Here is an 11,636-nt window from a genome sequence, read left to right on the forward strand (position 1 = left end):
ATATTTACTGTTGTGTCTATTATCTTGTAAGATCGATATGATACTACGCTAGCAACAGTACTTATATTTGCCATTTTTTGTCCACAGGGTATGCCGCAGAAGATCCAACTTGCTCCAGCGTGCCGTACGTTGGCCCTCCTCTTCCGGCGAGCGCCGACATTTCCCCAGATAAAACCGACCAAAATAAACCTGTCCCTTTTCGGCAGGTTTCACTTGCACTTTAGCGTGCGACAGCGGATAATGCCGAGCATTCGAGAATTCGCCAATTGTTGCCGTTAATTGATAAAGGAGGCCCCATATGGCCATGGAATTCAAGCGCAGGTTGCCGATCCCCATGGAGATCCGCGAGGAAATGCCGCTTTCCGCCGAGCTTACCGCCAAAAAGCAGGCATTCGACGCCGAGGTCGCCAAGGTCTTTACCGGCGAGGACGCACGCAAAGTGCTCATCATCGGCCCGTGCTCTGCCGACCGCGAGGGCTCGGTGCTTGAATACATGAACCGACTGGCCAAGGTCGCCGAAGAGGTCAAGGACAAGCTCATCATCATTCCGCGTGTCTACACCAACAAGCCGCGCACCAAGGGCACCGGCTACAAGGGTCTGCTGCACAACCCCGACCCCGAGGCGCCCGATGACCTGCTCGAAGGCGTTAAAGCCATTCGCCACATGCACCTGCGCGTCATCGAGGAGACCAGTTTCTTTACCGCCGACGAGATGCTCTACCCGTCCAACTACCAGTACCTCGTCGACCTGCTGAGCTACGTTGCCGTGGGCGCGCGCTCGGTCGAAAACCAGGAGCATCGCCTGGTGTCGAGCGGCATTTCGGTGCCCGTCGGCATGAAAAACCCCACCGCCGGTTCCACCACCGTCATGCTTAACTCCATCTACGCCGCCCAGGCACATCAAAGCTTCATCTTCCGCAACTGGGAGGTTGAGTGCGACGGCAACCCGCTCGCACACGCCGTCATGCGTGGCTACATCGGTCTCGACGGTCGCACCTACCCCAACTACCACTACGAGCACCTGGAGCGCCTGGCCGAGCGCTATACCGAGCATGCCGGCTACGCCAACCCGGCGGCGGTCATCGACTGCAACCACGACAACTCGGGCAAGCGCCCGCTGGAGCAGTACCGCATCTGCAAGGAGGTGCTCGACAGCTGCCGCCGCAACGAGTCCATCTCCAAGCTGGTCAAGGGCTTTATGATCGAGTCTTACCTTGAGGACGGCAACCAGCCGGTCGATGGCGGTGTCTTTGGTAAGTCGATCACCGACCCGTGCCTGGGCTGGGAAAAGACCGACTACCTCATCCACGAGATCGCGGAGCGGGTTTAGTTACGCGGGCCGTCCTCTACCTGCGGCGTTGTCTTACTCCGGATGCGGCAGTTAGGGACGTTCCTTTTCTGCCGGCAGTCTGGGATGTTCCTTGGGGTAGTCATTGGGGACGTTCTTTAATGACTGGTCGTTTAAGAACGTCCCCAACGACTACCCAGAATGAGAGTGGATAATCTCCCGTTTTTGGCCTATACCAGCGCTAAAAGTGGGAAATTATCCACTCTCATCGAGCAAGTGTCCGAAAATCCGCCCTCATTCCTTCTTAGGACCCTCCGTCCCCGAGGATTCGAGGCTCGCCTGCCGAATGGTCGATGCGGCCGTCCTGCGTCCATGTCACACTCAGGGGTGGCCTGACCCAACTTGGAAGGAGCCCCCATGAGCCTTGACAACGTAACTCTGCGTGCCGCCACGCTCGATGACCTGGCCGGCATCGCCGCCATCTACAACCAGCTGTGGTGCAACACGCTGCGCAACCGAGGCGACGTCGAAGCCGCCGATTTCTGTGCGCGCTTTAACATCGCCATGCAGCTGCAGCGCTCCCCCATCGCGCTCGTTGCCGAAGCTGAAGGCCGCATCATCGCCGCTTGCTGCATCGGTATCTTCGAAGACGGCAAACCACGCACCAATCCCACGTGGGAGCCCTGCTACAACGAAATGTTCGTCCAGGCAACCGAGATGGCAAAGACCGCCGATGCCAAGCTCGAAGGCTCGCTCTTTGGCGATAGCCGCGAGAAGGCAACAGCCGACCGCTTTGCCGCCACGGGCAACGAATATGCCCAGGGCCAGCTCAACCTGATCATCATCGTGCCCGAATGGCAGGGCAAGGGGCTCGGCCGTGCGCTCATCGACCTTGCGCGCGCCGAACTCGCCAAAGCCGGGTGCACCAAATTCTTCCTGATGAGCGACTGCAACTCCGACTGGCAGTTCTACGAGCACCTCAACATGAAGCGCATCTTGGAGGATCACAGCCAGGACACCGGCGACGGATTTATCGTCTATATGTACGGAGGCGACACGCAGGATTAACTTGCATGTCGCCTCACGGGCTTTCTACAAGACGGCCCAAACCATCAACCAAGACGAGTCAACAAGGCGCGCTCTCCTCGGCAGCAAGGGCATTCGTGCTGTAACGAGTGGTGGAGATGGCCACGTTTGCACACAACTGTCTCGGATAGATAGCGGTCGAGCAGGCGCGCCCATGTGCGTGCGTCAAGACGCTCCTCCGCCCTGCCATACAGCGATCGACGGAGTGCCTCGCCCATAATGCCGCTAAAATCATCGAGCTCAAGAGCGTACTTTGGGACAACGTATCCGACCAACGTCCCCACAAACGGGCTGTGCCCATTACACACGCAGCTGTTTATCAATGGTGCAGGCGGAATGTCATCGTCGTCCAGGTCAAATATGTCCAAGTCCAGCTCACCAGAAGCGTATGGGTGTATTCCGCGGTTAAGCATCTTAAAGATATGGACCGCGAGTCCAAAGTCATCCGTCTGTGGCGTAAACACGGGGGCATTCGTGGACGCTGCCAAGCTCTCGAAATCGCTGATGCCGGCTATCTCCATGAGTTGAAGCACCTCGGGGGCAATATAGCCGGGAGCGGCGCACGCAGTCCTATGTGTCACATCCGAAAGCGTAAAGCTATACGAGCGCCTTGATGGTATCCATGCCCGCATGCGCCGAAGCCTCGCAACCCTTCTGCCCGTTGAGCACGCACTCGAGCAGCGTATCGTATGCGCGCTGGGCTTCGGGGGCCAGGTACGCCCTGTTAAACATGCCCTCGGGTCGCACGTTTCCCTTCGAATCGATTATACAAGCCCCCAATCTGTTTGGTTTCCCCAGATTGTGTGCCCGCACACCCAAGCCGCACGGCCCGCCGTTCAGCTGAAACCACCACACAAAAAGTCCGCCGACCATTGAAGTCGGCGAACTTTCGCGTGCGGACAATCAAGCACTGTTCACCATGGAACTGCTATTTACAGCGCGCCTTGGGCTGCTGCTGGGTGATGCAGTGGATGTTGCCGCCACCATAGATGACCTCGCGCGTCATGATGCCGATGACCTCGCGATCCGGATAGGCGGCTTGGATATCCTTGAGTGCCTGGGCATCGTTGGGGTCGCCAAACTGTGGCACCAGCACCGCCCCGTTGATGGGCAGGAAGTTGAGGTAGCTCGGCTCGAAAGCATCCTCGGGGGTACGCGGCAGCACACCCTCGACCGGATCGATGGTCGATGCCTCCTCCTCGGTCATATATACCGAGGTCGCAGGCATAATCACCTTGTGGATCTTGAGCTTGCGGCCACGGGCATCCGTCGTCTCGGAAAGCGTCTTATACGCCTCTTGGCACTCCTTGTAGAACTTATGGTTGGGATCATCGGTCCACATGCAGCAGACCTCTCCGGGCGCACTAAAGCATGCGACGTCATCCACGTGCCCGTTGGTCTCAAACGGGTCGATGCCATCCTTGATCCAAATGACCTTCTCGATGCCCAGGTACTCGGCAAGCTTCTCCTCGATCTGCCCCTTGGTGTACTGGGGGTTGCGGTCCTCATTGAGCAGGCACATCTCGGTGGTCACCACGGTGCCCTGGCCGTCGCAGTTAAACGAGCCACCCTCGAGGATATAATCCTCGGGACGATAGCGGTTAACCTGCTCGAGCTGTGCCACCTGCAGGCCAATGGAAGCGTCCTTGTCCCACGGGAAATACAGGCCGTCAATGAAACCGCCGTAAGCATTAAAGTGGAAGTGCGAGAGTGCCACGTCGCCCTTGTCGTTGACAAGAAACGCCGGGCCGGGGTCGCGGATCCAGGAGTCGTTGTACTCCATATGAATCACGCGCACGTTCTCAACGCCATCGAAAATCTCGCACACCGCAGGGAAATCCTCGGCATTGACACCAACGGTGATGGGTTGGAAGCGTGCAACGGTCTTAATAATCTCGGTAAAGACCTTTTGCGCCGGCTTGGCACCGCAGCGCCACACATCCGAACGATGCGGCCACAAAATCCAGGTGCGCTCCTGCTCCTCATACTCGCCGGGCATATAGAACCCGTCCTTCTTAGGTGTGGACTCACTCTCGTAGATGGTCTTCATTTCAAGCTCCTAAATCTCGGTGCTTTTGCTTGACGAGACCATGATGCGGCCGCACCGAGATGTTCTCAATGGTCCCTCGAGCCCCTTTCAGCGATCGACGGTATACCATTCGCTGACCTAAAGTTCTATTCAGGCCGAGAACATGACATACTGGGTTCCGCAATGGAAAGGACGCCCTATGCCCCCATGCAATAAACAGCAGACTATTGAGTTGGACAGTACGACCTGGACTGCTCTCAACGAGCTCGCGCTTGCAATCCACGCATCACACGGTGTCGATAAGCTGCAAAAGGAGACCCTCGAGGGAACGATAGGGCTCGTGCCCCATCGGATCGCCATGTTCGACCTGATCGAGGCGGCGGGCAGTGATGCCCCACGCTACGTCCACCCCGCAAGCAGCGGAATGGACGACCGCGCACTGAGCGACTACTACAACCGCTACGCCGCGATGGACTATACAACATGGAGCTTTGACTTACATAAGGTCGGCGTCTACCGCGACCTCGACCTCGTCGACGTCAAGCGACGCGATGCCACGCCCATCTATCGCAAATGGATGGAACCGCAGGGCGTCTACTTTGGCTGTACGGCCACGCTTGCTCACAACAACCTACCACTTGGAAGCATCACCCTGTTTCGCGAACGCACGGCCGGGGACTTCACTGACACCGAGCTCGCAATCCTGCTCGAAATCGCTCGGCACGCGAGCCTCGCGCTCGCCAACCTCTATCCTCGGGGCATTAAACTCACCCAGACCGAAGACACAAACCATCTGAACGCCTTCATTACAGAACACAATATCCAACCGCGCGAAGCCGAAGTCATGCGGCTCATGCTCGACGGCAAAACGAACAAACAGATGGCAAACGAGCTATTCATAAGCGAGTCAACCGTCAAGAAGCACATCAACGCCATCTATCGCAAGCTCGGCGTCGGCAACCGCCTGGGCCTTATGACTGCCGTGCAAAACATCCTGCGATGAAAAAAGGGCGCCCTCCATGCGGAGAACGCCCTTTGATTTCGCCATTTGAATTAGTGTCGGCTCTGGCTCAAAGAGTAGACAGGTTTATTTTGGCAGGTTTTATCTGGGCAAATGTCAGCCGCCGCGAGGGAGCTGCCTTCCCTCGCGGCGGTCTTCTAACAGAAAAAACCAAGTGAGTAGGCTTTTTGCAGGAGGTCAAGCACGCCCCAAAACGCCACAGCTCTGACCTGCGGTTTTATTGAGCATTTGTCGCGATGTGCTCGGCATATCCAAATAAGTCTACTCACTTGCATCTAAGACGCACCAGATAGGCAAAAAACCGCCGCAAAAGGGGCCGGTTCCCTTCGCGGCTGTTGTTAATGCGCCGAGCTTGTTATCGTAAAAGCCAATCACGCGCCGAAACCACACTACAGTCTTTCGACTCATACGTTGAGTCCACGCGGGCCACAACATAGCGCGCATCTTTTGCAATGTCGATCTCATCGCATACAGTCTGTAGATGGCGGGCGTACTTATCGTGATACGTTCTGGATGATTTTATTTCGATAGCCTTGGGACTCCCTGAGTTTGTACAGTCGAGCAAATCGATTTCACGCTTGCTGTCGTCCCTATAGAAATACAGCTCGGGATTCTCGCCCACGTTGAGATGGCTCTTCGCCGTTTCGGAAACGATGAGGTTTTCGAAAACGGCCCCCAGATAAGGGCTCTCCAATAGTTGCTCCAGTGATCCAATTTTGAGCAAGTAGCAGAGCAGCCCCGTGTCGTAAAAATAGAGCTTGGGCGTTTTAGTTAGACGCTTCTTGGCATTTGCATAATAGGGCTGCAGCGAAAACGTCAGGTAGCTCTGCTCCAGGATGGACAACCAGCTTTTAATGGTCGATACGCTCACGCCCGTATCTCGAGAAAGCGAGGATATATTGATGAGGGCACCGACGCTCTGAGCAATTATGGACAGAAACTTATGAAACTCCGCCTTATTGCGCACATCAAGCAAGCCCACAACATCGCGCTCAACATAGGTATCGATATAGCTGGGGAAATAAACCGAGGACGGCATTCCGGCGGAACGCAGGCGAGGGTATCCCCCTTCGAGCGCGAACAAATCCACTTCCAGCTGCCCCTGCTGGCCCCTCTCCGCTTCTCGAAACGATAATGGCAGCAATTTTAAGATCCCGACTCGCCCGGCAAGAGACTGCCCGATGCTTTTCATCATCAAAAAGTTTTGCGAGCCTGTAAGGATGTATTGACCGGCGTCTCCCCGCTCATCCGAAACAACCTGGATCATTGAAAACAAATCCGGCGCGTATTGCGCCTCATCGATGATGAGTCCGCCCTTTCGGTTGCGGATAAAACTCACCGGATCCTCCAAGGCCGCGCGCCTCGTTTGAGGGTCCTCAAGCGTGACGTAGGAATAGTCGGGAAAGGCATGCCGAACCAGCGTAGACTTACCGCTCTGCCTAGGCCCTGTCAACGACACAACAGGAAACCAGCCTGCCATGCGAATGAGCAACTCATGCAAATCCCTGTTAATGAACTCAGCCATATCAACGCCCCTTATTACGCTGTTACCATAATCGAATAGTTTCATTCTCCATAATCTTATAGTAGCGTTTACCATAATCTTATAGTAACCCAGTTCAAAAGCATTATTTATAGAGCAGAAATCTCAGACCCTAAATAACAAAAGCCACCACAATGGGGACTGTCCCCATTGTGGTGGCTTGCAGGCGAGTTAACTTGTTCGACTATCGTACGCGAGCCATGTCCGAGCCTAGAGCGTGGCAAGGCGCTTGGACTCGTGCGCGGCGAGCGCAATGGAGATGATGCCAGTAATGGCATCGGCCACCACCAGGGCGATCCACACGCCCTCGACACCCATCATGTTGCCGAGGAGGTACATAAGCGGCACCGAGCAGATCACATAGCGAAGCAGGCCCGTAAACGTGGCGACACCCACCTTCTCGACCGCCTGGAAATACATCGACATGGTCATGGCAAGATAGCCCAGGGCAACAGCCAGGATGACAGTACGCGTGGCGTTGGCGGCAACTTCAACGAGCGCAGGATCGCTGCCGGCAAAGAAGGCGCACACCGGGGTGGCGGCAAGCCAGAGCGCGACGGTGACCAGCGCCAGCGTCACAACCTGGTACTTAAGCGTGCAGGAGAGCGTCTCCTTAAGGCGTGCCCAAGCCTTTGCGCCGGCGTTGAAGGCAGCGATGGGCTGTAGACCGTAGGAGAAGCACTGGGCAACCATCATGGTAATGTAGAGGATGTAGCCGTTGATCACGCCAAAGGCTGCGATGTAGAGCGAGCCCATATCGCCGCCGAGCGAACCCAAAAGCGAGTTGGCAACGGTATTAAAGATAAAGGTCGCACCCTGAACCAGGAAGAACGGGAAGCCGATCTTGAAGATCTGGCCGCAGATGGCGAGGTCGAGCTTAAGGTCGGCCAGGCTAATCTGGAGCTGGGACTTTTTGCCCCCGATGAACCAGAAGATACCGATGGCCCAGATACCGATGGAAAGACCGTAGTACACGCCAGCTCCCATAACGCCAAGCTTGAGTACAAACGTGGAAAGCGCAAGCCAGCAGATAGCGACGATGGCAGACATGGTCATGAGGTTGGCCTGGATCTGAACCTTCTCGTCCACACGCATGACGGCGGTGACCATCTGACCAATGACCGTGAGCGGCAGCAGCACGGAGAAGGTGCGCACGCCGGCAACGGTATCGGCCATGATGTCGGGCGTGGCGCCGAAGAATGCGCAGATGGGCTCGGTAAACACAGCCATCACCACAGCAAGCAGCACACTCACAATCGTGGTAAGCCAAAAGCCCTGGCTAAACGCCTTGCTGGCGCCCTTAATGTCGCCGGCACCCAAAAGGTTGCCCACCACGGCGGGCACGCCGGTGCCAAACAGGTTACCAAAGGCCAGGTTAATGTACTCGACCGACATGATGATCGAGATACATGCCAGGCCGTGGGCACCCAAGCCCCAGCCCATGACAAGGCCCTCCAGGACCACCATGATGATTTGGGCAAGCATACCCTGGCCGGTGATGATGGTGTACTTGCGCACCAGGCCGGGAATCGGCTGCGAGGCAAGCTCACGCTCCTCCTCAACAGCGGCGGTTGTTTCTTCTGCCATTGTTCTCCCCTTTCCATGAGAGATTGATGAATGGATGGATGGATGGATGGGCGGCACGCACAGGCTGTGGCACCGCCCAGCGATGCAGCAGCCCCGCTAGGCCTCGTAGACCACCTTGCCGGCAATCATCGTGAGAGACGCCGTGGCCTCGAGGACCTCAGCCGGTTCGCAGTCAAAGAGGTTGCGGTCGAGCACACAGATATCAGCCTGTTTGCCGCATGCGAGCGTACCGATGCGATCCTCGGCATGCATGGCGTAGGCGCTGCCGTAGGTGTAGGCGCGCAGGGCCTCGGCCATGGTGATGCGCTCCTGCGGGAACCACCCTTCTGGGTTGGAACCGTCCTCGAGCATGCGGAAGACTGCGCCGTACACCTCCTCCATGGGCTCCAAGCCCACAACGGGGAAGTCGCTGCCCAAGTGCACCACGGCACCGCTTGCAAGCAGGCTGTGCAGGGGCCACGAAAGCGCTGCACGCTCGGGGCCCACGGCATCGTCCTTGGCAAGGTCAGCCATATCGAGCAGCATGTGCCACGGTTGCATGCCGGGGCATATACCAAGCTCCACGTAGCGCGGCAGATCCTCGGGCTGAACCGTCTCGTTGTGCTCCATGGAGTGGCGGCAACCCCGCTTACCATGCAAGCGCTCGCCCTCCTCAAAGCAATCAAGCACAAAACGCACCGAGCGATCGCCGATCGTATGGACGCGCGTGTCAACGCCCCATTCCTGCGCCCTGACAATGGCGGCACGGATGCGCTCTGGATCCTCCGCGGGCTCACCGCAGGTATCGGGCGCGTTGGAATAGGGTTCAAGCATCCAAGCGGTGTGGTCGGAGCACACGCCATCAAGAAACTGCTTAAAGCCGTGCCACTCGACCTGCGTACCCGAGAAGGCGTATTTCTCCTTGATCTGCTCGAGCGTTAAGGACTCGTTTTCGAACAGATCGGTGTACAGGAACACGCGCAGTGGCAAGTCGCCCTTGGCATTAAGACCTGCCAACACCGCATACGGGTTTTCCATGCTCACAAACGTAGGATTGACCATGCCGACCGTAGTGATTCCCAGGGCATTGGCGCGCCGGGCGGTTTTTGCAAACGACGCGTCAACAACCTCGGGCGCTGGGTCGTAGACCTCATCCATAAAGAAGGAGCCGGCATTGTTGGAAAACACGCCCGTCAGGTTGCCGTCGGCATCCTTAAGGATCTTGCCGCCTGTAGGATCGGCCGTCTCGGTAGTAATGCCGACTTTCTCGATAGCGCAGGTATTGGCACTAAACGTATGCATGTCGACCTGCTGCAAAAATACCGGACGGTCCGAGATGTATTTGTCAATCATCGCAGCCGTGGGCATCTCGGGGATATCCCACTGGAACTGAATGATTTGGCAGCCCAGAATCCACTCATTATCGGGATGGGCGTTCGCAAACGCCACGACACGCTCCATCGCCATCTCAAAACTGGTGCAATCGATAAGGTTGACGGCAAAATCGGGGTCGGTCATAAACGCACCCTGAGCAAAATGCGTGTGCGAGTCAATCAGGCCAGGCATAACGAGCTGATCGCCAAAGTCGCGCACCTCAGTATCGGGGCCGATAAACGGCGCCAAGTGGGCATCGTCACCGCAGGCAACGATCTTATCGCCACGCACGGCAACGCCGCCCTTAAACGGTTCGAGCCCATCGCCGGTAAAAACGGTGTTGCTCTTGATAACTACATCAGCCTTGTCCATGTGAGCCTCCTCAGGCATCTTTGGTTGCAACGCGGACGCACCGCCCGCGTGGGCACTCGGTTGGGAGCGTAGCGCTCCCGCATCGGCGCGTGCCTACAAGCCGTGCTCGGACGTCTGTCCCACGTCCGCGGCTTCGCGCTACACCCATTGATACACAGGGGCAAATCCGTGCCAAGGCCAGGGATCGCAAACGGTCAGTTTAAGCAGGTTTACACGCTTTACCTGCAGGTTTATTGTCTGAGATTATTACCGCGTCATTACGCCCAACGGCGTGCCCGCCCACACGGCAAGACCCGCATGCAAGGAAGAATAGGACTAGGAACGCCAAAAGGCATCTATGAGGTCATCTCGGTTGGAGACACCGCTTTTAACGTAGATGCGATGCAAGTGCGCCTTGACCGTGCCAGGGCTGATGACCAACTCGCTGGCGATGTTTTGGGCGTCGTTGCCCTTCAGCACCAGCGTGAGCACCTCCTGCTCGCGCCGCGACAGCTTATGGGCATCGGCATAGATCACAACGCGTGATGCTAGATCGTCCCCAGAGCGTGCGCTCTCGGCCGCCACGTCCTCATCGGCACGCGGATGACGGGCATACACGCGCAGGATATGGCTAAACTGGCAAAAGAGTTGGACCGCGCATGCCACGAGCAGCACGTTTTCGGAGATATTGCGCTCGGACAGATACCACAAAAAGAGGCTGATGACGGGGTTTTGAGAGTCGGGGCGGCAGAGCAAAATCATGTAGGTGTCCTCGGCGATTACGCAAAACGCAAGAACGAGTGCCACCTTCCAAAAGAGCTTTGAGCGGTCGAGGTCGAGTTTCTCAACACGCGTGGCCCTGTGCCGGTAATGCCAGGCGGCATAGGCAAGACATCCTACATTGCCCAGGTCACGCGTGAGCCAAAAGAGATACTGCTGCATCTCTCCGGCAGCACCGCTGCGAGGCACCAGCACCAATTGCAAGATTGAAAACGGCACGATAGCAAGTCCGAGCATGCGCGACGTCGGCCTTTTGCGCAAGCGCGCAAACATCCACAGTACCACGCAGGCATAGATGGCAATACCGAGCACGCAGCGCAGCAAGGGGTGCTGCAACGGCTCGCTAAAGGTAACAGCGTAGTCGTATTTGAGCCGATTGTACTCGTCAAAAAAAATGACCGACATATCGAGCATGTAGAGCAAAAAGCCCGCCGCGGCCACCAGGCTGTCGCGACGGCGCGTCATGAGCCAAACCACCAATGCCACGGCACTGGTCACCAGAGCCACACCCATGATAATTGTGGTGTAGATATAGAATGCGAAGCTCATGTCCCATTACAGTCTGAAATAGGCCATCGATAAATTTCGATGGCGAGCA

Annotated in this window: 9 protein-coding genes; 3 read left to right on the forward strand and 6 right to left on the reverse strand. The window is 56.8% G+C overall.

Annotated features, from left to right (window positions below; all coding sequences use genetic code 11):
• Window positions 1-298: 298 nt before the first annotated feature.
• The gene (locus DXA43_RS07580) at window positions 299-1,330 is read left to right on the forward strand and encodes a 3-deoxy-7-phosphoheptulonate synthase (RefSeq protein WP_117806741.1); all 1,032 of its coding nucleotides are present in this window, start codon (window positions 299-301) and stop codon (window positions 1,328-1,330) included.
• 375 nt (window positions 1,331-1,705) lie between these two features.
• Window positions 1,706-2,356, forward strand: coding sequence for a GNAT family N-acetyltransferase (locus DXA43_RS07585; protein ID WP_117806742.1), 651 nt, complete (start codon window positions 1,706-1,708; stop codon window positions 2,354-2,356).
• Between the two features lie 615 nt (window positions 2,357-2,971).
• Here the strand turns inward: DXA43_RS07585 and DXA43_RS10280 are convergent.
• On the reverse strand, window positions 2,972-3,121 hold the full coding sequence (locus DXA43_RS10280) for a hypothetical protein (protein ID WP_158564961.1): 150 nt from the start codon (window positions 3,119-3,121) through the stop codon (window positions 2,972-2,974).
• Window positions 3,122-3,302: 181 nt separating this feature from the next.
• Window positions 3,303-4,424 (reverse strand): agmatine deiminase, encoded by a 1,122-nt coding sequence (gene aguA, locus DXA43_RS07595; protein WP_117806744.1) that lies wholly within the window; start codon window positions 4,422-4,424, stop codon window positions 3,303-3,305.
• A 178-nt stretch (window positions 4,425-4,602) separates the two neighbouring features.
• On the opposite strand from aguA, the gene DXA43_RS10555 reads away from it, so the two are divergent.
• Window positions 4,603-5,406, forward strand: a complete 804-nt coding sequence (locus DXA43_RS10555) for a LuxR C-terminal-related transcriptional regulator (protein ID WP_255413567.1) — start codon at window positions 4,603-4,605, stop codon at window positions 5,404-5,406.
• 373 nt (window positions 5,407-5,779) lie between these two features.
• Here the strand turns inward: DXA43_RS10555 and DXA43_RS07605 are convergent, their stop codons facing one another.
• From DXA43_RS07605 to DXA43_RS07620, 4 genes are all read right to left on the reverse strand, one after another.
• Window positions 5,780-6,949, reverse strand: a complete 1,170-nt coding sequence (locus tag DXA43_RS07605) for an ATP-binding protein (RefSeq protein ID WP_199409482.1) — start codon at window positions 6,947-6,949, stop codon at window positions 5,780-5,782.
• 228 nt (window positions 6,950-7,177) lie between these two features.
• On the reverse strand, window positions 7,178-8,554 hold the full coding sequence (locus DXA43_RS07610) for an MATE family efflux transporter (protein ID WP_117806745.1): 1,377 nt from the start codon (window positions 8,552-8,554) through the stop codon (window positions 7,178-7,180).
• 96 nt (window positions 8,555-8,650) lie between these two features.
• Entirely contained in the window at window positions 8,651-10,279 is a 1,629-nt protein-coding gene (locus DXA43_RS07615) for an amidohydrolase (RefSeq protein ID WP_158564962.1), read from the reverse strand.
• Between the two features lie 315 nt (window positions 10,280-10,594).
• On the reverse strand, window positions 10,595-11,587 hold the full coding sequence (locus DXA43_RS07620) for a helix-turn-helix transcriptional regulator (protein WP_089572366.1): 993 nt from the start codon (window positions 11,585-11,587) through the stop codon (window positions 10,595-10,597).
• Window positions 11,588-11,636 lie beyond the last annotated feature (49 nt).

This window comes from Collinsella sp. OF02-10, assembly GCF_003463445.1.
Classification (GTDB): Bacteria; Actinomycetota; Coriobacteriia; order Coriobacteriales; family Coriobacteriaceae; genus Collinsella.

What these genes read in the sequence shown, in the direction of transcription:
- DXA43_RS07580 (WP_117806741.1), top strand. Translation starts at nt 299, where the DNA reads ATGGCCATGGAATTCAAGCGCAGGTTGCCGATCCCCATGGAGATCCGC.
- DXA43_RS07585 (WP_117806742.1), top strand. Translation starts at nt 1,706, where the DNA reads ATGAGCCTTGACAACGTAACTCTGCGTGCCGCCACGCTCGATGACCTG.
- aguA (WP_117806744.1), bottom strand. Translation starts at nt 4,424, where the DNA reads ATGAAGACCATCTACGAGAGTGAGTCCACACCTAAGAAGGACGGGTTC.
- DXA43_RS10555 (WP_255413567.1), top strand. Translation starts at nt 4,603, where the DNA reads ATGCCCCCATGCAATAAACAGCAGACTATTGAGTTGGACAGTACGACC.
- DXA43_RS07605 (WP_199409482.1), bottom strand. Translation starts at nt 6,949, where the DNA reads ATGGCTGAGTTCATTAACAGGGATTTGCATGAGTTGCTCATTCGCATG.
- DXA43_RS07610 (WP_117806745.1), bottom strand. Translation starts at nt 8,554, where the DNA reads ATGGCAGAAGAAACAACCGCCGCTGTTGAGGAGGAGCGTGAGCTTGCC.
- DXA43_RS07615 (WP_158564962.1), bottom strand. Translation starts at nt 10,279, where the DNA reads ATGGACAAGGCTGATGTAGTTATCAAGAGCAACACCGTTTTTACCGGC.
- DXA43_RS07620 (WP_089572366.1), bottom strand. Translation starts at nt 11,587, where the DNA reads ATGAGCTTCGCATTCTATATCTACACCACAATTATCATGGGTGTGGCT.